We start from the raw sequence: 25,142 nt of genomic DNA on the forward strand, positions 1-25,142 counted from the left end.
CACAGTACACAAGATAGAACTGCTCGAAACATATAAACAATACAGGTAATCAATGACTTTCAGAGCCATTGATTTCTTTTTTTAAGTCCCCCACCTCCCCACTGCTGTGTTATTTTTAACCAAAAGACACCGGCACACCTCATAAGACAGACAAAACCGTATTATTTCAGCAGAGAACTCCAGACATTTCCTGAACCAGACATGAAACGGATTATTCATCCGTCAGTCATACAGGATTCATCTTCGGTTCACAACCACGAAATCAGGCTGCAGTTATCTGGCAATTCATGACATACACATTTCCATCCACTCATAAGAAGCCGGCCGATACCACAAAGTGCAAATTCCTGAGTCATGGAAAAAACACTGAACCACAGACAGTAACAAAAAACAGTCAGAATCTCCCTGAAAAATCAACCTCCGGGTAAAGAACAATCAGAATATCTCCTGAAAGAACAATCTTAACCGCTCCATAAATACACCATATAAGACGCCTTAATCGCTGCAGAGTCATATCCGATTCATTATTTGGCTTATGCACTCATGCAGAAGATGCGCTAATCAGTATAAGAAATCTGGCGGCAGACTCTTCATTAAGCCTGATATCCTTCCATACGCCACCATAATAAACACATATCCGGGACCATAAAGCAATTCATATATCTCACCGTAAATCACTGCAGCAGGCATTCCGGCCCGCCCTATTCCGTTACCATTACCGGAGAAACACTCAATAACATTTTCGGCGTATAAAACCGTCTCAGAAAACATCTCCTCACCCCGGTTCTGCCTGCAGGTATTCCTCAGGCCGGAACGACATACATCATCATTCACGAACCATAAAGTTCTTTGGTATGAATCAGCTGCCGGATCGTTTTCCTCCGCACAGTTTGCCCCTGAAACCATACCCTGGATCTTCCGGAATCAAAATCCCACGTTACAGATTTACAAAACTTCAAAAAAACGTCCATATTTAACGACCCGGCAGAAACCATATCTAAACCCCGCTTCAGTACCGCAACGCAACAGTGAGCGTTTTTCAATATTAATACCTAAGGATAAGTACGCCGGACTCAGTCAGGCTGCAATTGATTAAGAAATTCAGCCATACAGTATTATTTCAGATACATGTCATTATCAGTCATGGAATTTACTGAAAGACATTTACAAACCGAATACTGATACGTACACAAATGAAAGAAATCTACATTTACGCAGTTTTTCAGACTGTAGTTTATGATTAATAATCATAATAAAGCACTGTTTTATACTGATTAATTAGTGACCCGTTTTTTATAAAAAACGAAAAAACTCTGTAAAATCAAGCCTTTCTACATTAATATTTTGTGTATTTTCTTTATTTAAAAACTTATTTAAATTTAAATAAGCAGTGGAAATTAAAACTAAATAATTATTTAAATTTAAATAAGTTTATTTTATCTTATTTAATTTAATAACTTTTTATATTTTAAATTTAATTATTAAATTTATATAAACACATTCTTATTTAATTTTTACTTAACTTTACTTGTTTAAATAACAGTTAAATACGTTAAGATTAATGTTATAAATTTTTATTTCTGTTTCAGGTATTATCCCCTGCTTTCCCATACCCGGGATTCATGCTTTTTCCGGCGTCTGTTATTGTGTAATATCATGTAATTACATATGTAAATTACACTGTAAATTATTTTTAGGGTATATAACCCGGTCCCCTATCCAACCTTAATAAAGAAACGACGCTCCTGAGCTTCTGCAGTCTCAGGCATCCATTTACCGGCAAGCAGTCAGGAGAGTCACCCGGTAACCGCCATCCCCCTTTCAGCCCCATACTCTTACACTGCTGTTGTTCCCGCATGGAGACACGCAGTATAAGGAAGCGGCACAACATTCCTGAACACGTTAAATAACAGGGGGAGAGTACACACGTTTAATCCCCTTCATAAAGGGCTCCGTATGACGTGCAGCAGAACAGTAATAAATACACCTGGCCTGCAGAGGGGAGGTATCAGGAATCGTTTGTATCGGCTCTATAACGATGCGGAATATACGGGCGCAAATAAGGCCTGAAATGATAACAGGGGATATGACCGGAGTTCTGGAATGGGCAAAAAAAAGCCCCGGAGAAGTTTTCTCCGGGAGGCAAAGACTAGCCTAAGCTATATTGAGAGTTTTAATCAGTTCATAATTTAAGGCAGACGGTCTGATTACACGGTCAAATGAAAGTCTGATACATGTTCCCAGCTTGATGGAGATATCAGCTTTATCCTTTGCCGTTTCACCTATTACGATAGGATCCTTGCTTATCTGCATTAAATAACAATTTCTATTAACGTAATCTACTTCAACCACCAGAAAATCGGCTTCTTTAGGGGTACCACTCCCCTTTATTGTATACTCAGGGAATGCAAGTACAACCTCGCCTACTTCTACAGGCTTACCGCCTGAGAAAGTTCTGAATATAGGGTCAACCGGCTTCATTTCCTTATGGAAACGTCTTGTTGCAACTGCATTAAAGACAATCATGCTTTTTTCGTCGTAAGAGAAGGACAAATCAGCAAGACGCTGCATGAATTCATAATAGCAGTCGATATCATCCTTGGTGAAGTAGCTTTCGCCAAAAGCTTTTTCATTGAGATTCACCTTGCCGAGAAGAGTCTGTCCGACTGCTTCACCGACGTTTGTAATAATTGTAACGCAAAGTCGATCGATTCTGGCATTGTAATGCCATTTGAATCTCTCCCATTCGTTAAACTTCACGTAGTTCATTATTCAAACCTCAAATAAATTCGCTTTACTTATTTTGAGTTTAATCGTTATTTAAACTTAAATCAACCTAAAAAATCTTATTTAACTTATTTTTTCAAAAATTGTATTAAATAATTATAAGTAGTTCACGATATTTTTAATTAAGGTTGGTCCCTTGTAAATAAAACCTGAATAAATCTGAACCAGAGAGGCTCCGTTTTTAATTTTTTCGGCGGCAGCCATAGGAGAATCAATTCCCCCCACTCCTATAATCGGGATGCGGCCATTAATAATTTTATTAATCTTGGCCAGCACGTCAGTACTCTTTCTGAATTCAGGACGTCCGCTGAGTCCGCCGGTTTCAGTTGCGTGAGGCATGTTGGCAATCATGTCGCGGTCTAAGGTGGTATTGGTTGCGATGATGCCGTCCACTTCATTCTCAAGGAATATTCTGCAGATATTCTCGATTTCCTCATCGTTGAGATCAGGCGCAATCTTGATGGCAATAGGAACGTATTTCTTGTTGGCCTCTGCGAGTTCCTTCTGTTTCTTCTTAAGAGCCTGCACCAGTTCAACGAGAGCGTCGCCAAGCTGCAGGGTACGCAGATTAGGAGTATTAGGAGATGAAATGTTTACGGCAACATATGAAGCGTAGTTATAAACCTTTTCCAGACAGTAGAGATAATCGCTTACACTGTCTTCGATAGGAGTTGTCTTGTTCTTGCCGATATTAACCCCGAGAATTCCCTTGTAACGTGATTTCTTGATGTTTTCAACAAGATTGTCCACGCCGAGATTGTTAAAGCCCATACGGTTGATTAAACCTTCCGCAGGAACAACACGGAACAGTCTTGGCTTGTCATTGCCTGGCTGCGGCTTTGGCGTAACGGTCCCCACTTCGATGAAACCGAAGCCTAAGGCCGCAAACGCGTCGATTGCTTCACCGTCCTTATCAAGACCTGCGGCAAGCCCTACCGGATTCTTGAAATCGAGTCCCATAACCTTGCGTGGTCTTGCCTCGACTTCCTGGGAAACAAGGCTTGTGAGCAGCTGACTGCGGGAGGCGATTTTCATCATCTTCATGGTGAGATTATGCGCCTTTTCAGGATCCATTGTAAAAAGACAAGGTCTTATCAATGGCTGATAAAGAGAATAAAGCATATTAGATTTCCTTGATTTAAACTTCTCATATATAAGTGAATGAATCCGGACGGTAATCCCCCTTTCTTCATTCCGCGAGCCTATTTTATCATAATAAGCGTCAGTTAATAGCATTCAGAAAGAAAACAGGCCGCAGAACTTCGCGGGTTGCCCTCTCATTTTCTCCTTTAAACCTTTTCCGGAACTTGGGATACCTTAACTTTCCGGACGTAATCCGGCGTTTTCACGGCTTTTCCGTCAATTAACTTCAGTTTCAGTGTCTCTCAGTCCGATTTCGGAAGTTTTAGAAGCCTTCTTTTTCTGCAGGATAAAAAAATACCGGAAGTCTGCTGACTTCCGGCTTTATTTTAAGGTACCCTGAAGAATTACTGCTTGAAGGCCTTGTCAATCTTTTCAAAAATTGAATCACTGAGTCCCGGGATTCTCATTATTCTGTTGAAACAGTCAGTTATCATCCCCTTTCTCTTTATATCCAGACGATTCAGATTAAGCATCGGAGTCATGATGGCGGCAGCCACATGAGGATTGGTGCCGTTAAGCTTTATCAGAATCTCGGTCAGGAATTCATACCCCCTGCCGCTGATGTCGTTAAAACATTCAGGATTAAGCTGAGAGAAGGTTCCGAGAAGAGCTCTGACACGATTAGGATTGGTTAAGTCAAAGCATTCGTGTTCCATCAGCTTTCTTACGTTATCCAGAGTATCCGGATACGGAGCGCTGGCCACTGCCCTGAAATAATTGTCGAATACCAGAGCGTTGTCGCGCCATCTGCTTTCAAAATCCTTCAGAATCTCATGTCTTGATTCCAGATTATGCGCGGTTGCGGCATTAAGGGCGATAAGAGTATCAGTCATATTGTCGGAAATGCGGTAATGCCCTGACACGATGGCGGAAGCCTTTGCCTCTTCTCCTTTCAGAACAAGTCCCCTGACATGGAAGTTCAGGGCAACTCTTATCAGATCTCTTGAGCCAATCTGCTCTTCGGTGCATTCATAACCGCGGCCTTCGGCAAGACGCTGTCTGAATTCAGCCAGAAGCTTCTGATACAGCTTTTCCCAGATGTCTGCAAGTTCAACACTAAGCACTCTCACCAGTTCCTTGCGGGAAGCGATAATCGCATCAAGATCTATGGCGGTAAAGAGCCCCATCAGCGTATTCACCGGAGGGATTCTCAGAATATATGCCATGAATCTGTTGTCTAGTCCTGATTCCTCAAGAATGTATCTGAAGCTCTGAACCACCAGTTCAGAATGGGTAAACGGCAGACGTCTCTGAGCGTTTACGGTATTCAGCACGATATAGCTGTTAATGATGTTCTGCATTGATTCGTAACGGGTTACCGGATCATCAGCGCACTTAAGCAGAGTTTCCAGCTCACCCTGGGCATAAGGATATTCCACCTTTACCGGAGCGCTGAAATTCTGCAGCAGTGCCGTTACCGGTCTTTCAGGAACATCATCGAAAACCACCACATTGTGTTCCTCAGTCAGAATCTGAACCTCTGATACGGGTTCACCGTTGCGCTTTAACAGAATCTTTCTGCCGTCACTGCCGTAAAGTGCCATGCTGAGAGGAATGACGAACGGCTGCTTGACGCTCTGCCCCGGAGTTGCGGGAGTTGACTGATTGAAGGTATACACGGCCTGCTTCTTTTCGGCATCATATCTCAATGAACCGGAAACACACGGAGTTCCGGCCTGGGAATACCAGTTGCGGAACTGTTTCAGATCAATTCCGGAGGCATCCTCCATGGCGGAAACAAAGTCTTCACAGGTTACGGCACAGCCGTCATGACGCTTGAAATACAGCTTCATGCCCTTCTGGAAGAGCTCCTCTCCGAGAATGGTATGAATCATTCTGATGACTTCAGCCCCCTTGTCATAAACGGTTACCGAATAGAAGTTGTTCATTTCCATCACGTAATCCGGACGGATAGGATGCGCCATCGGACCGGCATCTTCGGTAAACTGAGGTCCCTTTATGATGTTTACCGCCTTGATGCGTTCAATCGGACGACAGCAGAGATCGCTGGAGAATTCCTGATCCCTGAATACTGTCAGACCTTCCTTGAGGCTTAACTGGAACCAGTCTCTGCAGGTAACCCTGTCACCTGTCCAGTTATGAAAATATTCATGACCGATAACTGACAGCACGTTCTCAAAGTCCGTATCGGTTGCTGATTCGGCATCCACCAGAACATATTTTGAATTGAAGATGTTCAGGCTCTTGTTTTCCATGGCTCCGGCATTGAAGAAATCCACCGCAACCACATTGAATCTGTTAAGGTCATATTCCAGACCGAATCTCTTTTCATCCCACTCCATGGCTCTGAGAATTGAATCGATGGCCACGGTACCGCAGGATGCCTGCCCCTTGTCCACGTACAGATAAACGTCAACGTGTCTGCCGCCGCAGGTCACGAAATCACGGTGAAGTTCATCGAAATCACCTGCCACCAGAGCAAAAAGATAGGAAGGCTTCGGGAAAGGATCCTCCCAGGTTACCACCCTTTTTCCGTCCTTTACCTCGTCCTTTATCAGATTACCGTTGGACAGCATGAAAGGATAAGCCCCATCGGGAGCGATAATGTGAGTGGTGTATCTGGCAAGAACATCGGGATGATCGGTAAAGAAGGTAATTCTTCTGAATCCTTCAGGCTCGTTCTGGGTACAGAACTTGCCGTCGGAAACGTAAAGTCCCATAAGTTCGGAATTGTCTTTCGGATTGATGCAGGTCTTTACGGTGAGGGTAAACTCATCGGGAACACTGTCCAGCTCCAGGGTGTTTTCCGTTTCCCTGAAGGCGCATTCCGCTCCGTCAAGCTTAACATCAAGAAGTTTAAGAGAGTCACCGTTAAGAACCAGCGGAATTTTTCTGTCTTCGGTCAGACGCTTTACCCTGCTTACCGCGGTAACGATAGTGGCGGTCAGATCCAGCTCAAAGGTTAAATCAATATCCGTGATGGTAAAATCAGGCTTTTTATAATCCAGTCTTCTCTTTTCCTGTCTGATAACCGCCATACTTTCCCCCTTTCCTCTCTGTATCTCATCAAAGATTACAATAAAACATTATATTGATAATATATTTTATTATAACGTTATTTATTCAGATAATACCAGGTATTGTTTTTATACTCTGTATTATGCTTCTTTTAAAAAAACCATGCTTTATTTCACACGATTATATTATACACTGCTTTGTCATTTTATCATCAATTAAAAAAAATCATTTTCTCCTGAAAAGAAAAAACCTTAAGAATAATTATTATCCTTAAGGTTTTTGTAACATGTTTCCGGAAAGTTTTCCGTTAGTTCTTTACGGTAGCCAGATTCTTCTTTTCAAGATCCGCCAGATCAAGAGCTATACGGGCACTTTCGTCAAGATAGCAGTCAAACGGCTCGTACTTTGAAGGAAGATCCTTGATGTTGCTTATCGGAGCCTGACCGTTGGCTTTCAGATTTCTGTTTATAATCTGCAGATACTCGGCATCATCCTTATCCTTTTCAGCCTTTCTTTCCGCAAAATTCAGAGAAATTCTGTTACCCGGCTTCATCTCCTCGCTGAGCTTGCGTTCGGCATTTTCCATATCCTTAAACAGCTCATTGTTCTTCACTCTGTTTTCATGGATCTGTGACAGTTCGGAAATGTAGTTCTTCAAATCCTTCGGCTGATATTTGACTGAACTTATCATGTCCCATTCAAGAGCATTCGGTTCATTCTTTTCACCGACAATATCGTAGCTGATAATCTTAGGGAAGAGAATATCAGGCTGAACCCCCTTCATCTGGGTGCTTCCGCCGTTGATACGGTAGAACTTGGCGATGGTATAGTGAATACTGCCGAGAGGTTCTGAGTTGTAATCGAAGATACGATCGAGAGGACGGCTCTGCTGAACGGTTCCCTTACCGAAAGTGGTGTCACCTACCACCACGGCTCTGCCGAGGTCCTGCAGTGCGGCAGCCATGATTTCGGAAGCTGAGGCACTCAGTCTGTTGGTAAGAACCACCATAGGTCCGCTGTAGGTAACTCCCGGAGTCACGTCACCTCTTACGGCCACATTGCCGACACCGTCTCTTACCTGTACAAAGGCATCATTGTCGACAAACAGACCGGTGGAAAGGATGGCTTCACTCAGAGCGCCGCCGCCGTTGTATCTTAAATCCAGAACAAGAGCTTCGATCTTCTTGTCGTTAAGCTTCTTGAGTTCCTTGTCAATATCCTCATAAAGATTAACGTAGAAACTCTTTACGGTAAGAACACCGACCTTGCGGCCGTCTATTTCCCTGACCTCGCCCTTGGCGGCGCTGTCTTCGAGACGGATACGGCTGCGTACGAGATCCACGGTGAAGGTGGTTACGTTACCGCCGTTGTCTCTCTGTATTTCCAGGGTAACCTTGGAGCCCTTCTTGCCCTTGACCATAGGAACAACGTCTTCAAGACGCATGCCTACAACGTCAAGCATCTTGTTGTTCTTGCCGTCATGCTGACGGATACCGATAATATAGTCGTTAGGCTTGAGCTTCTTGCTCATCTCAGCAGGTGATCCCGGAACCAGTGAAACAATCTTCACATAATCATCTTCCTTGGTAAGGACGGCACCGATACCCTCCATTGCCAGACTCATTTCGTCCATGAATTTGGCACTGTCATCAGGTGACAGATATGAGGTATGCGGATCGATGGCATGAGCATAAGCATTTTCAAAGGCGCTGAACGCATCTTCGCTCTTTGATTCGGTCAGAATTCTGAGCTGATTGGTATAACGTTTCTTAAGCAGTTCGCGGGCCTTTTCCTCAGTCTTGCCGTTAAGCATAAGCTTGATAAGGTCGTTCACCACCAGCTTGCGCCACAGATCTTCAAGCTGAGCCATGTCCTTGAGCGGAGGAAGTTTGCTGCGGTCGCTGTCAATATAGTCATGACCGTTGAGATCAACAGGCTTGTCCAGAACACTCAGATAATAGCTTAAACGCTTGAATTTACGGTTGATAACCTTTGTATACAGCTCGAACGGATAATCAAGACGGCAGGCGCTCATGGCGGCAATCACGTCATTGTAGCGGCCGTACATATCCTTCACTTCATCAGCAGTGAACAGGCTGTGATAACGATCATTTTCATATAAATATGAATCTATAACCTTTTCCGCAAATTTCTTATCCAGCACAATTTCCTTATAGTGGGATCTGGTAAAGAAACTTGAAACCCTGTTACAGGATTTTGAATGATTCTGCTGTGCGGAAAGAGTCGGTAATTCACTGATTTTCGGAACTGTCTGCTTTACCCTTTCGGATGCGTAGGCAGAGCCGGAGCCGATAACCATGCCGATCACGGCCGGAAGTATAAATCTGCGCCAGCCTGAACGAATTACAGTATTCTTGTTATATTTCATATTTATATCGCCTGTGTATCTGTAACGATATCCATCTTTACAGCGTTTTATCCTATTTAAATCTGTCTTCATCCTGAATTTCAGATAGCAAATGCATAGCATTCATTATACTGACAGATATCATCTTCGATAGTTTCAGTTTGACCTGAATATTATTTCCCCAAATTGTACATACTACAACTCGAATGATTATTCTACTTGTAAAACAAAAGTTTTTTAAGTATACATAGCAAAAAAAATCGCAGAGATCACGTTGCTGACCTCTGCGATTGGTTACGGTAACGTTTTTTAGCCTATCTGCCGATACGATCCGGACTTACACGGATGACCATACCGGTTGCAAGTTCAACACCCACAACGTCTCTTGCAAGCTCAATAATGGTAGCTTCAACGGCCTTTGAACCGCCGCAGAGCACATGAACCTTGCTTCCTACATTCACGTTGCTGATGTCAATCTGTTCAAAACTTTCACTGCCGATGCTGTTAACCTTTTCGGCAGGTGCGCTGTTCTTGCGGAACTGACGACGGTTGCTGAACTTTCTGTCCTTTGAAGACTTTTCTTCACCGTCAGCGGCCTTTTCACCTTCAGCCTTTCTGAAAGGCTTCTTGAACTTACGCTTTGCGGTAGCTGCCAGACTCTTTTTCTTCTGTTCGAAGGCAGCCTTTGATTCTTCCAGATTCTTGGTTGCGTATTCAACCTGTTCTGCGGTAATGGTATCAACCTCATTACCATCCAGATCAACTCGTGCCGCGCCAACCTTGAATGATTCAAGGTAGTTCCAGCGGGTGGTATAGAATCTTAAAGCCTGACGCAGACGAGTCTTTGACAGTTCAGGAGTTTCCGCACAAACTCTTTCGGCCAGTTCATTGAACAGACCAATTTTTAAAGGTTTGCATTCACCCTTGACAACAAAACACTTAGGGAATTTTTCAGCCAAAAATTCAACTACATCTTTAACTGTTGAAAATTTATTTTCGTTTTCCATATACAAATCCATCTGTTCAGAGTGTTCCGCCCTTTCCCGCCCGTAACATGTACGGACATTGCGGAAACTTCATACAGTTTTCATGCAGGACAGCAGCGTGTCCGAACTCTGACAGTCTGTTTTCCTTTTTAATTTAAAAGTACACTCTCAAATAATGTATGTGGGCACGTCCTTTTCCTTCATAAGCCACACCTGAAGCTTATAGCGGATGCTCCGGAAAAGCCTGAAAAAAGTCTTATGAATCAGGACACCACAAAAACGTTTACCGCATAACGCACGCCGATTATATCACAATTTTTCAAATTGACAGCATCTCTCACGATTTTAAACGACTCTTAACCGCAAATAATGGAATATATCACACTTTATCCGTGTAAACGGGCTTTTTCAGTACTTTATCAGGCGCGGAACAAAAAAGATCCTTTCACGTGCGGACGTGAAAGGATCCTTAAGACATCCCGGACCTGTCAGGCCTTCCGTTACACGTCAGACATGCAGGCTTTCGCGAAAGTACCGAAATAGTCCCCCGTCAGCATTTCACATACACGAATGCGCTCACGTACTATGTCAATGAGATTATGGGCATAGGCATCTGCAACTTCAAGCAGCATCAGCTTTCTTACGGTATCCTCGCCGGCCTCTTCGATAAGCTTTCTTACCGAAGCGCATCTGCTGTTGTCTGAAAGCATATTGTCATCATGATGTCTTACATAGAACAGAAGCCGGGTCTTTTCCTCATCAGAAAGACGGATGTCGCGTCTTTCCAGTTCAGGTAAAACCTGTTCTCTTACCAGAACCTCGGACATTTCCGGATGATGATAGTAATGCATGTTTGGATCATCGGGATCCTTACCTCTGCACTGGGCATCCGGTTTGGCTATGTCATGCAGAAAGGCTCCCAGATAAAGCATGTCGTCGTCCAGGTTTCTTGGAAGATTCAGTACGGTATGCAGAGAATGCTCCCACAGAAAGTACTGATGACTGTAATGCTTCTGATCAAAATTCAACGCTCTTCTCATCAGGGGAAAAAGCTCAAGAAGTTCCTCCCTGACCGTCTGCATTTCTTCTATTGAGTCAGAGGTTTTTAACACGTTAACGATTTTTCTGAGCACTGACATCACCTCTAAAAATTAAAACAATCTTCCTGAGAAAGCATAATAGCACAATTCCGACGCCTCTGTTTGAAAATCATTTTCACCAGTTTCGCCTGCATACGCAGTCCGGCATTATCATCAATCTTTATAACACAGTCCGTTAATGCTATAATTCACGCGGTATTCATGTGTTTTACGGATAATTTCCCGCACCTGAATCTGTCATCCGGAAAAAGCGCAGCTCCGTCCGGCAGTAAAAACTTCATAAAAAACGTAAGAGAACATCAAATGACAGAACATCATCACTGCAGTGAATGCAATGACGGCACTCACGGATCATACAAGCCTCATCGCAAAATTGAATTTTTAAAAGCCCGCCTTGCCATGATTGTTGATCATCGTCTGTATACCAACGTATCCATGGAAGGCATTCTTGAACTTGCAGGTCTTATCAATCCTACCGCCAGGATGCTTTTCAGTACCGACAGGGATTTTATTGCCGAATTTACCGCCAGAGCTCCTGAAATCACCGAAATGGTAACTCTCTACGTTCCAAAGGATGAAGCAATGAACAGCTTCATTCCGGTATGCACTCCAAAGGCCGCCAAAATTCCGAAGAACGTGGAAATGGCCAGAGACACTGACGTGCTTGCCTCTTATGAAAACGAGGATCTGCTCAGGGATCTCTGTGATCTGCAGGTAAAGAACGAACTCAGTCTCATACCTCTTCCGCTTACTGACATGCTTATTCTCAAGAGCATTACCACCGTTCAGCCGTATGACCTGCCTCTTGCGAGACTCTATCTGAAACAGTTCATTGAAGCCAAGGAAGCACTCAGCGACGAAGACAGAAATCTCCTGAGAAACATCAAGGAACAGGGTTTGCCGACAATTGATGACAGCTATAACGAACAGGTATACAGATTCCTTAAGGTGGAAAGAAAGCTGTTTACCCAGTACGGACACTAATTTAGACAGAAACAGCGTATATTTATATAAAAATACGTATTAAATCAAACTTTATCAGATTTATTTATTATATTCTGATAAAGATATAACTTCAGATAATCATAAGGAAACGTTCATTATGTTTATGGGACAGGAAGATACAAGAAAAGAAGCAACAGCTGAGGAAATCTTGACTCTTGCAAATAAAATGATTAAGAATGATTACGAATACATGGACGGCATGAAGGCCGAATCCGTAACCCAGAACGGTGAAGTTCTGGTATTCAAGGGCGAATTCTTCCTTGATGACGACGGACTCCCTACTCCGAAGACCAATGCCGTATTCAACATGTTCAAGAAGGTAACGACTGTACTTTCTAAGCATTATAAACTCAAGGAATAGTCAGCGCCTGACATCAGGCAAATCATACCGGCGTGAGCCGCTCCATTAAATTTACTGAAAAGCCTGTTTCCGGAGAAACAGGCTTTAATCAATGATTATTTCCGTCACCTGACAATCTTTTTCTCAGACTACTCAGCCATAATCATTTCCAGAATCTTTTCATATATCACGGCCAGCTTTTCCAGATCTTCGGCACTGGTACACTCATTGGCCTTGTGTATGGTTTCACTGATGGCGCCGAGCTCAATAACCTGACATTCATTGAACTTGGCAACGAACCTGCCGTCTGAAGTACCGCCTGCAGTAGATTCCTGAACGTCAATACCGCACACATCCTTTATGGCTTTTCTGGTGATATCGAGAAGTTCTCCCTTTTCGGTTATATACGGATCCCCGAAGAATTCCCAGTCGATATGATAGTTAAGTTTATATTTAGACAGAATTTCGTCGGTTACGTGCTTGATTTCATCAGCTGTGGTTTCATTGCTGAAACGCCAGTTAATCTGAATGAAACAGTCTCCAGGAATCACGTTGCCGGCTCCCGTTCCCGCCCTGACATTCGGAATCTGCATTGAGGTTGGAGGGAAATATTCATTCCCGCCGTCCCACTGATAGGACAGGAGTTCATTTAACGCCGGCACGGCATCATGAACCGGATTTCTGCCTAAATGAGGGTACGCAACATGCCCCTGGATACCGAAAACCCTGATATTCGCGGTAATTGAACCTCTTCTGCCTATTTTAATGGTATCACCGAGTACACTCTGAGAGCTTGGTTCTCCGACAATGCAGTAATCGATATTCTCATTACGTTCCATCAGTCTGCTGACCACGTGAGGCGTACCGTTTTTAAAATCCCCTTCCTCGTTGCTGGTGAATATCAGGGAAATGCGTCCCTTATGATTGGGGTGCTTTTCCACAAAACGCTTGGCGGCCATCACCATGGCTGCATCCCCGCCCTTCATGTCAGCGGTTCCCCTGCCGTAAATCATTCCACCCTGAATCACCGGTTCAAACGGACTGTATGCCCATAATCCGGAATCCCCCGGAGGTACCACGTCAGTATGCCCTAAAAAGCAGAAATTCGGAGATCCGCTGCCGTGAGTGGCATACATATTGGTAGTATCGATATGAGTCAGATTTTCTATATGAAATCCGGAATCTCTGAGTCTTGTGGCAATAAGCTGCTGACAGCCTTCATCCTTCGGAGTAACCGATGGTCTGGAAACAAGTTCAAGGCACAGGGAAACCACTTCCTGTCCGGATCTGTCATCATGATTATTCATATGAACCTCCTTCAGTCTGAATGAATTTACGTATCAGACATATAATCAATATAACATACAATCAAATAATTATGCTTCTGCAAAAATCATGCAGATTTGAATAACGTTTAATGCTTCACGATTAGGAGAACGGACTGATATAAAAATCAGAATGCAGATGAATATTCTGTAAATTATCGGAATACCATACAAAGATTTCGGGAAAACAGATAAAAAACGGGCGTTATCCTGAGATAACGCCCGTTTCAGCTAATAATATTCTTTAAATATTAGAGAACATGTACTGATGAAGTGTTAGTAGTACCGGCTGGAACTAAAGCACCAGATACCATAACAACGGTATCACCAGCCTTAGCAAGACCAGACTTGATGGCTAATTCCTTACCAGCCTTGAAGAAATCATCAGTTGACTTGAATGATTCAACAACCTGTGGAGTTACGCCACGAACGATACATAACTGACGTGCAACCTTAACATTGTCGGTTAAAGCAAGAATGTTAGAGGTTGGGAAGTACTTACGTAATGCACGAGCTGACTTACCGAGGTGAGTAGCAACGATGATTAATGGAGACTTCAGGTGTTCAGCGATTTCTACTGCGCCCTTACATACAGCTTCAGTTACGTGTAAGGTTGATGGTGGAGTGTCGATGAAACGTGGCTGAACCATGGTATCGGTTAAGTCACAGATTGAAGCCATGGTACGAACTGCTTCACGTGGGTACTTACCCTTAGCAGATTCACCAGAAAGCATAACTGCGTCGGTACCGTCGAAAATTGCGTTAGCAACGTCACCTGCTTCTGCGCGGGTTGGACGTGGGTTCTTCTGCATTGAGTCAAGCATCTGGGTAGCGGTAATAACAATCTTACCTACTTCGTTACAACGACGGATGATGTGCTTCTGAGCGATGATAACTTCCTGAGGTGGAATTTCAACACCGAGGTCACCACGAGCAACCATGATACCGTCAGATGCAGCAAGGATGTCTTCGAAGTTGTCGAGACCTTCCTGATTTTCGATCTTAGAAATGATCTTAACGTCCTGACCGCCGTTGATGTCGAGCCAGTTACGAACGTCTTCAACGTCCTTCTTTTTACGTACGAAAGAAACAGCGATGAAGTCAACGCCTCTCTGGATACCGAATACCAGGTCACCCTTATCCTTTTCGCTTAAAGCTGGGAGGTTGGTAATAACGCCAGGAAGGTTAACACCCTTCTTGTTACCGAGCATTGCGTTGTTTAAAACTTCACAAACTGCTTCAGTTTCTTCAGCGTTCTTAGATAAAACCTTTAAGCCGATTAAACCGTCGTCGATAAGAATGGTGTTACCAACAGCGATATCCTTTACTAAACCAGCGTAGCTTACTGAGCAGCGTTCGTTAGTGGTGTATGAAGGGTAATCAGTAGTTACGGTGAACTTCTGACCTTTCTTTAATTCTACTTCACCATCGTTAGGTACTTCACCGGTACGGATTTCAGGACCCTTGGTGTCAAGAACAATGGCAAATACCTTACCGGTTTCCTGCATGATAGCATTGATAGTGGTAATACGTGCACCCTGTTCGTCATGGTCGCCATGAGAGAAGTTTAAACGCATTGCATTCATGCCAGAATTAAGAAGTTCCTGGAGAACTTCACGTGGCTCGGACTTAGGTCCGATAGTACATACCATCTTAGTCTTTTTCATAAGATACGATCCCTAATATTACAGAATATATAACGAATAATTTTCCCAGTACAAGCGGAAATTTTTGCGCATTTTACAAGAAATTTAAGAAAATTTAAAGTACTATCATGAGTGTTATTAAACTTTTTTCTAAAAGTATCCGTTCATTACCTTCAATATGACCGCACCGTCTCCTTGATGAATGTGTGAAACATACGGAAAAACCGGCCTTCATCGTACTTAAGGACAGCCTTTCCTGAATCAGAACAGTCATTTCAGCTCATAAAAAGCAAAAACACTGTTTCCATCCTATATTAAAGAATAAAAACAGTGTTTTATGAGTTTCAGCAGGATATTAACTACCTGTCAACCTCAACAGCCTTCAGTGCCGGCGTTTCAGTGGCCTTCAGCTCAGGTGCCGGTGTTTCAACGGCTTTCAGCTCTGGTGCCGGGGTTTCAACGGCTTTCAGCTCTGGTGCCGGGGTTTCAACGGCTTTCAGCTCTGGTGCCGGTGTTTCAACGGCTTTCAGCTCTGGTGCCGGGGTTTCGACGGTCTTCAGCTCAGATGCCTGTGTTTCAGTCTTAGCTTCAGACCTCTTGTCAGTATCCGCTTTAATCATTCCGGCTTCTGATTTCTTCTCGGAATTTCCGTTTTCGGCGGCAGATTCTGATTTGTCTGACAGTTCAACCGGGTGCAGGTCTCCTTCATCGTCATGCGGGATGACCACCTCAGGAGCTTTTCTGTACTTATACAGCCCCTTTACCACCTCTTCATAATTTGTTCTGAGGAAACGGGCAAAAGCCAGTTCCTGAGCGGAGAATCTGTCAGTCTGATTCTTCTTTTCGGCAGCCCTGAAATCATCAACGGACTTTTCACGAACAATGATAAACTTTGGCTTGAAGTAGTCAAGACTGTTTAAAACCTTGGTCTTGAAATCATAAGGAGCCATCAGCTGAGTGGTGATAAGATAAGGAGAGGCGGTGGTTCTGTCAGCCCAGATATAGTACTGATACATATTCCCTTCCACCCAGATCTTGTCATTGATTTCGGTGTTTTCATTAACAATCTTAACTTTTATCGCTGTACTTTCATCCCACGGTACACCAATGGTATGACCGATTGTCAGTGCATACATGCTTATGATAAACGAAATGAAAATACTGAGAACCAGGAACACGGTATGATTATGTCTGTAGAATCCCAGCCAGCGTCTGAGTATGAAAATTGACAGACATACAAACAGTGCGATGCCGGCATTGATTCCCGCATGGATATAAACGGCAGGTTCTTCCCACTCGAGTCTGTTCCATTCCCAGATTGCATGTTCTGAAACCAGGAAGACCAGCAGGAACAGAATGGTCAGGAAGCTGATATGAATATCCTGCTTCACGTGCAGGTATCTGTGCATCAGGAAAGCCAGAGGAATAAACATGAACGGCAGATAGAGCTGGTCATAGTGATCATATATATGACCGGTAAGGCTGTTGGCCACGATGGTGGCTATAATGCCGAAACCCAGATAGAGGAAGAACCATCTGCGATCGTTTCCTTCGTTGCTGACAAAAAGCAGGTTATCCTTGCTGAACATCAGCCATACGAATCCAGCCAGAATAATCCACAGACCGGTTCTGACGAAGCCCACAAATCCGGCAGAAAGATCAGGTATGTTCAGATTGTATGCCTGTTCATTGATATGAATGACAATGCTGTAGAACACAACATTGTTGACCAGTTCCATTCCACCTTCACTGTAGAAATACAGGAAATATCCGCCGAATACCGTCAGCATGGCCGTAACTACCGAAAGAGCCAGCTTTACGGCATTAAGAAGACTTCCGTTTGAACAGTAGAACAGGAACAGCATGGCATACCATGCTATAAAATAAGCCCCGTTGTTGAAATGAATCGACGTGGTGAAGGCAAATGCGAATGCCGGAATCAGACCTATTGTCCAGTTGAAACGGCGGAGACTGAACAGCAGCGCAAACGGATAGCTGGCAATCATGGCCAGATAAACCGCATAATCCTCAACCATGTCGCCGTAATAGTAACGCAGCCCCAGAAGTGATATGACCATGACAATGGAGCAGAAGCGTGAAAGAGGACTGAACTTGAACAGACGCAGGGCAAGGTCAACGCTGACTATACCGAACACCAGGAACAGTGTTTCGATAAAGGCAATTCCCGGATAACCGCCGATGCGGTAACCTATCATATTAATAAGATATATCCCCGGTCCCTTGACATCTATCATGTCCTGATAAGGGATCTCTCCGTGTGCCCACATTTTACCGAACAGTGCATATACGGAGGCATCGAATCCCGGTGCATGACTGTACCATAACGGATTAAGGAATGAGAAGATTATGCCGACTACACAAAGGGCAAAAAGAATCAGTTCATGTTCCCTGATCTGTGGAATCTTGTCCCGGATGATTTTTCTGATATCCGGAACCGGTTTTACCTTTGGATTTTCCGGCTTCTGATTACTATACATTAAATCCCCACGTAATTTATGAAACACCGGTTCTGCTGATGCTGTTCAGCATACCGGCTTATTATTATCGTCATTTTCGTATATAGATTCGATTATACTGTTTTAGACGACAAACTCTCAATTAAGTTTACCTTTTACGGACAGTGTTTAATAAAATTTGGAACACATCTCATTAATAGCCACCAAAAAGGTAAACAGGCTTTATGTTATCTGTTTACTGTTAACATTCCGGCCTCTCCTTTCGGAAAGAACTACGGTATGCTGCCTATTTTTTCTCATCAGGCTCCGTAACCTTGAGATTTACCAGTTCAATGGTATGGTCCTTCACTTCCCTGACCGTCAGCACGCAGCCGTCGATTCTGACCTGTGCTCCGACATCCGGAAGAATCTGCAGTGTTTCCATGATGAATCCCGCCACGGAGTGGTAATGTGATCCGGCCGGTATGTAGATACCGGTCTGACGTTCAAGTTCGGTCAGAGCCAGATCACCCTGAACATCAAAGGATCCGTCCTTGTTTTTTACGCAGTCCTGAATTTCAGACTTTTCAGGAAGCTCACCGGCAATTTCCTCCATGATGTCCCTCAGGGCAACAATGCCTTCGAAATTACCGAACTCATCAACTACAAAGGTGTTGTAATTCTTTGCCCTCTTCATTTCCTCGATACAGGTAAGAACGCTCACGGTTTCAGGAATGTACAGAGGCTTGCGGACCAGATTCTTCAGTACCACCTCTCCATGCCCCTTAATCAGCTTTTCGAGAAGTTCGGTCTTATTGATGAAGCCCAGCGGATTATCCTTGTTGTCTCCGATGTATACCACAATGTGTGAATAGCTGTTATTCACCATGTTGCCAAGCACTTCCTTATAAGGTTCTCCTATATCAACCATGACAATATCCCTTCTGGAAGTCATGATGGCCCTGATAGGCTGTGAATCAAGTCCCAGCACACGGGATACGAGATCCTTTTCCTCTCTGGCGAACACGTTGTCAACCGGCGGAGACACAATGGATTCCTTGATGTTCTGAAGCTGATTGTCGCTCTTTGCGCCAAGGATTCTCAGCACCAGACTTGCAGCCAGTTCTCGGCTGTTGTTGCGGATGTTCTTGTCAAGCTTGAGATTGTTCTTGCGGGCAATCTGGTTGAATATTTCAATAAGGATTGAGAAACCGATGGCGGTATACAGATATCCCTTTGGAACATGGATGTGCAGACCGTCGGCCATCAGGCTGAAACCTATCATCAGCAGGAAGCTCAGACAGAGAATCACCAAGGTAGGATGACTGCTTACAAACGCTGTCAGGAACTTGCTTAAGGAAACCATTACGGCCATGGCGATAATCACGGCAAACATCATGATGAACACGTGTTCACACATACCTACTGCCGTGATTACGGAATCCAGTGAGAAAATGGCATCGAGAACGACAATCTGCAGCACCACCATCCAGAATGCCTTGGCCACTGCCTTGTCTGAATCAGCTGACGCAGTGGAATCCTTGCCTTCCAGTTTTTCATGCAGTTCGCTGGTGGACTTGAACAGCAGGAACATGCCGCCGACAATCAGAATTATATCTCTTATGGACAGTCCCAGGCCGAACATTGAAATCACCGGATCCTTGAGGCTGACCACCCATGAAATCGCGGTAATTAATCCGAGTCTGGTAAGAAGAGCAAGTCCCAGACCTATGTATCTGGCCTTGTCCTGAAGTCTGGCCGGCAGCTTGGAAGCCAGTATGGCTATAAACAGAAGATTATCAATACCAAGAACAATTTCCAAAACAACAAGTGTAAATAATCCAACCCATGCGGAAGGTTCATAAATCCACACCATGTCAAACATAGCAATCAGTCCTTATTTATATAATTCAATATTGTTCAGAGCGACTCACTGAAAAAACATTCCGGCAGTCCGGGGATCCTCTGTTCCGAATCCGCACTGCCGGTAAACTTCAGTTTCAGATATCAGTCTTCATGACGGGAACCGTGTCTTCTGCCGGACTGTTCATGACGTACTCCGCTTTTTCCGAAGTTTCTGTCACGACTGAACCGTTCCCTGCCGAATCCGCGTTCACCTGTTTTTGAAAAATCACGTCCCTTTCCGGAATGAGCGCCGCGATCCCTGCCGTTCTTCTTTTCATCATTGAACGGAGCGTACTTGTTGTCGGAAAGACTGCGGCTTCTGCCTGAAGATGATTTGGCGGATCTGTTTTCGGAAGCGACCCTGTACAGTCTGCTTTCAAAAGTATCTCCTGAAGCGCTTCTGCCTCCGTCACGAGGGAATGAAGACTTCTTCTGATGAGAACCGCCTGCGGAAGCCCCGGCTGAACCGCGCTTCTGCTGTCTGTTCTGGTTATTGAAATTCTGAACCGCACGGCGAACCTGACGGTTCTTCACGAAAGCCTGTCTTACGGTAAGTTCCTTTTCTTCAACCACGGTTTCTGTTTCAGGCTTCATACCGGCAACCTCCCGCAGAGCATTAACCTCCGCAAGATTGAGCTCACGCCAGCCGCCTACAGGCAGTCTGTCAAGTTCCACGTTGGCATAGCGGATTCTCTTGAGTCGGCTTACCTTAAAACCGAGAGCTTCCCACAGACGACGCACTTCACGCTTGCGGCCTTCCTTGAGAACCACGTTGTACCACTGATTTATGCCTTCGCCGCCAACGTATTCTACGCTGTCGAAATGAGCCGGACCGTCCTCGAGTTCCACCCCCGTCTGAAGCTGACGGATCTGATCAGCGGTAACACCGCCGAACACACGTACGGCATAAACTCTTTCGATGGCATGACTCGGATGCATCAGGCGGTTTGCCAGTTCACCGTCGGTGGTGAACAGCAGGAGACCTGAAGTATTGATATCAAGACGACCTATATACAGCCATCTGCCGTTGCTTACAACCGGCAGTCTGTCAAACACGGTAGGACGGCCTTCAGGATCCGAACGGGTACACATCTGTCCCTCAGGCTTGTTGTACATCAGTACACGACAGATTGTCTTTGGTGAACTTGATGTATGAATAATCTGACCATCAACTCGAATTACTTCGGTACCTTCCACGCGATCGCCAAGCTTCGCGATTTTTCCGTCAACACTTACTCTGCCGGCGGAGATATATTCTTCCATGCTGCGACGAGAACCAATGCCTATGGCAGCTAAAACTTTATGTAACTTTTCGCTCATAAAAACCTATTTAAACCCTTTTTTGCGACGTATTTTGCCTCACGGCAAAAACAACCTGTCTCACGACAATTTGACCAAATACAATTCTGTAAGTAGACAGTCAAAAAAATCTGCGGCCGTCAGAAATTTTACTCAGACATGCAGCACAATGGAACCTCAGGGGTAATCCGCCTGTGCCAGCCACCTTCTGACACTGCTTTTCAGTCCGCTCAGACGTTTAAAAACGGGGGCAGTTATCCCCTCCTTCTTTCCGCCTATTGCGTATTATATGTTATTTGCACCTCAAATAACAATTTGAACATGAACCAAAAGAAAACAAATTCATGTAATTCATACGAAAGTCCGCTGTCTGTCAGTATAACCGGACTGAAGTACACGACTGGAAAAGACACGACTGAAGCAAAGCCTGAAACACTGAAAAAAGAAGGCAGCCGGACAGGCCGGGATGTATAAAGCAATTGAATTCAGTGATAAAAAGGCTGAAGCCTCTGCCATGGTCTTTTCCTCTTCTGAATGTGTTTACTGCGGACATTAAAAAAATGCCGGAACGATTTTTACGAAAGGAATTATCATGTTTTCATTACCGGTGAATACTTTTTGAGGCACTGTCCGGGATTTATCCGGCCACGGAATAAACGGTCCGGAAGATTATTCAGACCGTTTATCAAAAAAACGGTACGTTCCTGATTTTTAGGCTATAATCTACAGACTTTACATCAGGCACAGCCTGCTTACAGGAAATCCGAGGTCAGAATGAATTTGCCGTCCTTTCATGTCATTGCAGAAGAAACAGTCAGCCACGCCGCTGCCAGGATTAAAAAACTTCCGCCTCCCGTAATATTCGGTATTCTGGTCGTTCCGCACCTTTATCTCGGACTTGTATGCGGCATGATCGCTCCTTTTCCGTGGACAATCCCGAGCCTGCTGTTTCTGACGTCCGGAGGACTTCTGGGTTTTCTTTCCATTCTAAAATTTCACCGTGAAGGCATCAGTCCGCTGCCATGGACTCCGAACACCGTGGCTCTTTTTACTCACGGCATATACGGCCTCAGCAGAAATCCAATGTACCTGTCGCTGATCTTCGGTCTTCTCGGCATAGGCATTACCATGGGGCCTCTGCTTCTGCTTATCACTCTGCCTCTGCTGATTCATTTTCTCAGTCACGTGATTGACGGAGAGGAAAAAATGAACGGACTAATCTTCAAGAAACTTTTTGCAGAATACTGTTCAAAAACAAGAAGATGGCTCTGATTCAGGTTTAGCCGTTTCCGCAGCTCTCTAATCATCATTCCCCCGGACCACCGCCGTCCGTGCTGACAAATTTTTTTCGTTTTACGTCCTGAAAAACATCATTACCGCGCAAATATAGATTAAAATATCATCTGACTGTATCATTAACGAACAAACAGAACGGCATAGGACAATTTTGTCTTGAACCTGCCGTCTCAATGTGAAAGAATAAATCTGTTTTTAGGAAAAACCGTATGGAAACAAAAGAGCGGACAGAAAGTCCCGATGCTGAAAACAAGCCTCAGACTACAGTTGACGTGGCAGTACTGGGCAACAGTTTTCACATCACGTGTCCGGCTGAAAAAGCCGAGAGCATGAAGGAAGCCGAAAAACGTCTGATAGAAAAATTAGACACACTAAAAGCTCTGGCTCCGAAGTTCTCAAACGAGAAACTTGCAATTCTGGCTGCATTGGACATTTATCACGATTTAATAAATCAGGAATTGAAAATGTCATCTTTTGTGGATATAGTTAAGTTAAGGTTGGATGAGCTGGAAAACCTTGTACAAGGCATGATTGACAGTTCGTCTTAATCGCAGAATACCTCGGGGTGTGGATGTTGCTTTTGGTCCTGAGCCGATGATACTAGATTAGAGGAATTACTTCTGCACGGTGTGCAGGCTCATTAAGTTGAGAAGCCTAACTGTAGAACACTTTTCTCGCCCTGAACTTGCGGGTTCTTGGTTTCGAATCGACACACATTCCGGGGACTTTTTTATGGTCTATAATAATCATTATAATTTTTAACTTTGATTATATTTTATACGGGATTCCATAGCTATGTTTACATCTCGTCCTTTACTACGTCAGAAGATAAGAGAACTAAGAAAATCAATTTCTCCTGAGCTGCATGCTCATTACTCATCTCAGCTCATCGATCAGTTCGCCAGAAACGAAAGAATCAAAAAAGCCGAAAGCGTTGCTCTGTATATCAGCGTGGACGGAGAAATCGATACCCATGGTGTTATTGAATGGTGTCTGGCCAAGGGCAAGAAGGTAGCCCTTCCGGTTATTCATCCGTTTTCAAAGGGACAGCTTCTGTTCCTGAAGTACGACAAGACCACCGTCATGAACCCTAACCGTTATAACATTCCTGAACCTGAACTCAATGTTCAGAACGTGGTTCCGCTTAATCATATCGACATCATCTTCACCCCGCTTGTTGCCTTTGACAATCAGGGTAACCGTCTTGGTATGGGCGGAGGCTACTATGACCGCACCCTGCAGTTCTATCATCAGGGCAAAACCGGTCCGTATCCTATCGGTCTGGCTCTGGACATTCAGGAAGTTGAAAACCTCCCTACCGATACCTGGGACGTTCCGCTTCCGGAAATCATTACTCCTACCAGAGACATGGTTTTCAAACACGACTAAGGTTTCGTATCAGTCTTTAAACAGAAAACTGAAAATAAGGTATAAGGATGCCCGGACCGGGCATCCTTATCTGTCATTAAAGAGTCTTTACTCATTTATATTCTTCATGTATCTCTGAATTTCATTTCTTTTACAGGCGGTTTTCAGACACCGTCATTAAAATAATTTTGTTATATACATCACACTCTTGATATAATCTGATTAAGTTGTATAATTCACTTATCTTTAGAACTCATCAGTGGATTTCAGAAAATGGATCAGAACCAGAAGAAAATTTGTGCGGCGGAAGAAGCTGTTAAATACGTTAAGGAAAATGCCGTTTTAGGCGTAGGTACCGGTTCAACAGTTAACTACTTTATTGACAGACTTGAACCTATAAAGGACAAGATCAAGGGTGCCGTATCCAGCTCAGTAGCTTCAACCAAGAGACTTGAAGCCATGGGTATCAAGGTTTTCGATCTCAATGACGTTGATTCATTCGACATCTATGTTGACGGTGCCGATGAAATCAATCCTGAAATGGACATGATCAAGGGCGGCGGTGCAGCTCTTACCCGTGAAAAGATTGTTGCCGCGGTTGCCAGAAAGTTCATCTGCATCGTAGATGATACCAAGGTAGTGGACGTTCTCGGCAAATTCCCTCTTCCTGTTGAAGTTATTCCTATGGCAAGAGAATACGTGGCCAGAGAGCTTACCGCACTCGGCGGGCGTCCTGTTTACAGAGAAGGCTGCGTGACCGACAACGGCAATCACATTCTTGACGTACATGATCTTAAAATCACTGAACCGAAGAAACTTGAACAGACCATCAATGCCATCGCCGGCGTTGTAACCGTCGGTATCTTCGGCAGAAGAGGTGCTGATGTACTGATTGTCGGAACTGACAACGGCGCAAAGGTTACCGAAAAGAAATAACCACACACGATTCTGCGGCGGTATCGGTTCACGACATTACTATTCCGCTGATACCGAATGCAGTTTCGTACTCCGGTGTGAAAATTCATTCAGACAGAAAGACCGAACCCGGAAGGTTCGGTCTTTTTTTGGTTATTCGCGGAATTGTTGGGAATCCAAGAGAGAACTAGTATCGAATTAGAGTAAAATTCATACTCTTCATA

At 44.2% G+C, this 25,142-nt stretch carries 18 protein-coding genes and 1 other RNA gene; 7 read left to right on the top strand and 12 right to left on the bottom strand.

What is annotated here, in order from left to right; all coding sequences use genetic code 11:
* Positions 1–561: 561 nt before the first annotated feature.
* The 7 genes from BMY80_RS01760 to BMY80_RS01790 form a co-directional block, all read right to left on the bottom strand.
* Positions 562–906: a hypothetical protein gene (locus tag BMY80_RS01760; protein ID WP_093140388.1), complete on the bottom strand. Its 345-nt coding sequence runs from the start codon at positions 904–906 to the stop codon at positions 562–564.
* A 1,248-nt stretch (positions 907–2,154) separates the two neighbouring features.
* Positions 2,155–2,769, bottom strand: coding sequence for a cell division protein ZapC domain-containing protein (locus BMY80_RS01765; RefSeq protein WP_093140391.1), 615 nt, complete (start codon positions 2,767–2,769; stop codon positions 2,155–2,157).
* A 114-nt stretch (positions 2,770–2,883) separates the two neighbouring features.
* Complete coding sequence (gene pyrD, locus BMY80_RS01770) at positions 2,884–3,909, bottom strand: quinone-dependent dihydroorotate dehydrogenase (protein WP_093140395.1); 1,026 nt, start codon at positions 3,907–3,909, stop codon at positions 2,884–2,886.
* A gap of 365 nt (positions 3,910–4,274) precedes the next feature.
* Complete coding sequence (pepN, locus tag BMY80_RS01775) at positions 4,275–6,929, bottom strand: aminopeptidase N (RefSeq protein ID WP_093140399.1); 2,655 nt, start codon at positions 6,927–6,929, stop codon at positions 4,275–4,277.
* A 287-nt stretch (positions 6,930–7,216) separates the two neighbouring features.
* Positions 7,217–9,298: a carboxy terminal-processing peptidase gene (locus BMY80_RS01780; protein ID WP_177178465.1), complete on the bottom strand. Its 2,082-nt coding sequence runs from the start codon at positions 9,296–9,298 to the stop codon at positions 7,217–7,219.
* A gap of 293 nt (positions 9,299–9,591) precedes the next feature.
* Positions 9,592–10,284, bottom strand: coding sequence for an RNA chaperone ProQ (proQ, locus tag BMY80_RS01785; RefSeq protein WP_177178466.1), 693 nt, complete (start codon positions 10,282–10,284; stop codon positions 9,592–9,594).
* A gap of 479 nt (positions 10,285–10,763) precedes the next feature.
* Positions 10,764–11,396: a hypothetical protein gene (locus BMY80_RS01790; RefSeq protein ID WP_143066430.1), complete on the bottom strand. Its 633-nt coding sequence runs from the start codon at positions 11,394–11,396 to the stop codon at positions 10,764–10,766.
* A 270-nt stretch (positions 11,397–11,666) separates the two neighbouring features.
* Here BMY80_RS01790 and BMY80_RS01795 point away from each other — a divergent pair, with 270 nt between their 5' ends.
* Together BMY80_RS01795 and BMY80_RS01800 are read left to right on the top strand one after the other, a co-directional pair.
* Positions 11,667–12,347, top strand: a complete 681-nt coding sequence (locus BMY80_RS01795; RefSeq protein ID WP_143066431.1) for a hypothetical protein — start codon at positions 11,667–11,669, stop codon at positions 12,345–12,347.
* Between the two features lie 118 nt (positions 12,348–12,465).
* Positions 12,466–12,729, top strand: coding sequence for a DUF2498 family protein (locus BMY80_RS01800; RefSeq protein ID WP_093140413.1), 264 nt, complete (start codon positions 12,466–12,468; stop codon positions 12,727–12,729).
* A 128-nt stretch (positions 12,730–12,857) separates the two neighbouring features.
* On the opposite strand, the gene dapE is transcribed toward BMY80_RS01800, so the two are convergent.
* The 5 genes from dapE to rluB form a co-directional block, all read right to left on the bottom strand.
* Positions 12,858–14,015 carry a succinyl-diaminopimelate desuccinylase gene (gene dapE / locus BMY80_RS01805; RefSeq protein ID WP_093140416.1) on the bottom strand — a complete coding sequence of 386 codons (1,158 nt, stop codon included), beginning with the start codon at positions 14,013–14,015 and terminating at the stop codon, positions 12,858–12,860.
* Positions 14,016–14,284: 269 nt separating this feature from the next.
* Positions 14,285–15,700, bottom strand: coding sequence for a pyruvate kinase PykF (gene pykF, locus BMY80_RS01810; protein ID WP_093140419.1), 1,416 nt, complete (start codon positions 15,698–15,700; stop codon positions 14,285–14,287).
* A gap of 338 nt (positions 15,701–16,038) precedes the next feature.
* Positions 16,039–18,177 (bottom strand): hypothetical protein, encoded by a 2,139-nt coding sequence (locus tag BMY80_RS01815; RefSeq protein WP_093140422.1) that lies wholly within the window; start codon positions 18,175–18,177, stop codon positions 16,039–16,041.
* Positions 18,178–18,442: 265 nt separating this feature from the next.
* Entirely contained in the window at positions 18,443–20,020 is a 1,578-nt protein-coding gene (locus BMY80_RS01820; RefSeq protein WP_177178467.1) for a TerC family protein, read from the bottom strand.
* Positions 20,021–20,142: 122 nt separating this feature from the next.
* On the bottom strand, positions 20,143–21,360 hold the full coding sequence (rluB, locus tag BMY80_RS01825) for a 23S rRNA pseudouridine(2605) synthase RluB (protein ID WP_093140425.1): 1,218 nt from the start codon (positions 21,358–21,360) through the stop codon (positions 20,143–20,145).
* Positions 21,361–22,113: 753 nt separating this feature from the next.
* On the opposite strand from rluB, the gene BMY80_RS01830 reads away from it, so the two are divergent.
* From BMY80_RS01830 to rpiA, 5 genes are all read left to right on the top strand, one after another.
* Positions 22,114–22,611, top strand: a complete 498-nt coding sequence (locus tag BMY80_RS01830) for a methyltransferase family protein (protein WP_037318745.1) — start codon at positions 22,114–22,116, stop codon at positions 22,609–22,611.
* Between the two features lie 233 nt (positions 22,612–22,844).
* Positions 22,845–23,183 (top strand): cell division protein ZapA, encoded by a 339-nt coding sequence (locus BMY80_RS01835; RefSeq protein WP_031578910.1) that lies wholly within the window; start codon positions 22,845–22,847, stop codon positions 23,181–23,183.
* 5 nt (positions 23,184–23,188) lie between these two features.
* Positions 23,189–23,365, top strand: a non-coding RNA gene (gene ssrS, locus BMY80_RS12780) — 6S RNA.
* Positions 23,366–23,430: 65 nt separating this feature from the next.
* Positions 23,431–24,024 (top strand): 5-formyltetrahydrofolate cyclo-ligase, encoded by a 594-nt coding sequence (locus BMY80_RS01840; RefSeq protein WP_031578909.1) that lies wholly within the window; start codon positions 23,431–23,433, stop codon positions 24,022–24,024.
* A gap of 252 nt (positions 24,025–24,276) precedes the next feature.
* Complete coding sequence (rpiA, locus tag BMY80_RS01845; protein WP_031578908.1) at positions 24,277–24,939, top strand: ribose-5-phosphate isomerase RpiA; 663 nt, start codon at positions 24,277–24,279, stop codon at positions 24,937–24,939.
* The last annotated feature ends 203 nt before the right edge of the window (positions 24,940–25,142 follow it).

Source organism: Ruminobacter amylophilus, from assembly GCF_900115655.1.
Classification (GTDB): domain Bacteria; phylum Pseudomonadota; class Gammaproteobacteria; order Enterobacterales; family Succinivibrionaceae; genus Ruminobacter; species Ruminobacter amylophilus.

Bases quoted from the DNA above. Each gene is read 5' to 3' on its own strand.
- BMY80_RS01760 (WP_093140388.1), bottom strand. From the start codon at position 906: ATGGTTTCAGGGGCAAACTGTGCGGAGGAAAACGATCCGGCAGCTGAT.
- BMY80_RS01765 (WP_093140391.1), bottom strand. From the start codon at position 2,769: ATGAACTACGTGAAGTTTAACGAATGGGAGAGATTCAAATGGCATTAC.
- pyrD (WP_093140395.1), bottom strand. From the start codon at position 3,909: ATGCTTTATTCTCTTTATCAGCCATTGATAAGACCTTGTCTTTTTACA.
- pepN (WP_093140399.1), bottom strand. From the start codon at position 6,929: ATGGCGGTTATCAGACAGGAAAAGAGAAGACTGGATTATAAAAAGCCT.
- BMY80_RS01780 (WP_177178465.1), bottom strand. From the start codon at position 9,298: ATGAAATATAACAAGAATACTGTAATTCGTTCAGGCTGGCGCAGATTT.
- proQ (WP_177178466.1), bottom strand. From the start codon at position 10,284: ATGGAAAACGAAAATAAATTTTCAACAGTTAAAGATGTAGTTGAATTT.
- BMY80_RS01795 (WP_143066431.1), top strand. From the start codon at position 11,667: ATGACAGAACATCATCACTGCAGTGAATGCAATGACGGCACTCACGGA.
- BMY80_RS01800 (WP_093140413.1), top strand. From the start codon at position 12,466: ATGTTTATGGGACAGGAAGATACAAGAAAAGAAGCAACAGCTGAGGAA.
- dapE (WP_093140416.1), bottom strand. From the start codon at position 14,015: ATGAATAATCATGATGACAGATCCGGACAGGAAGTGGTTTCCCTGTGC.
- pykF (WP_093140419.1), bottom strand. From the start codon at position 15,700: ATGAAAAAGACTAAGATGGTATGTACTATCGGACCTAAGTCCGAGCCA.
- BMY80_RS01815 (WP_093140422.1), bottom strand. From the start codon at position 18,177: ATGTATAGTAATCAGAAGCCGGAAAATCCAAAGGTAAAACCGGTTCCG.
- BMY80_RS01820 (WP_177178467.1), bottom strand. From the start codon at position 20,020: ATGTTTGACATGGTGTGGATTTATGAACCTTCCGCATGGGTTGGATTA.
- rluB (WP_093140425.1), bottom strand. From the start codon at position 21,360: ATGAGCGAAAAGTTACATAAAGTTTTAGCTGCCATAGGCATTGGTTCT.
- BMY80_RS01830 (WP_037318745.1), top strand. From the start codon at position 22,114: ATGAATTTGCCGTCCTTTCATGTCATTGCAGAAGAAACAGTCAGCCAC.
- BMY80_RS01835 (WP_031578910.1), top strand. From the start codon at position 22,845: ATGGAAACAAAAGAGCGGACAGAAAGTCCCGATGCTGAAAACAAGCCT.
- BMY80_RS01840 (WP_031578909.1), top strand. From the start codon at position 23,431: ATGTTTACATCTCGTCCTTTACTACGTCAGAAGATAAGAGAACTAAGA.
- rpiA (WP_031578908.1), top strand. From the start codon at position 24,277: ATGGATCAGAACCAGAAGAAAATTTGTGCGGCGGAAGAAGCTGTTAAA.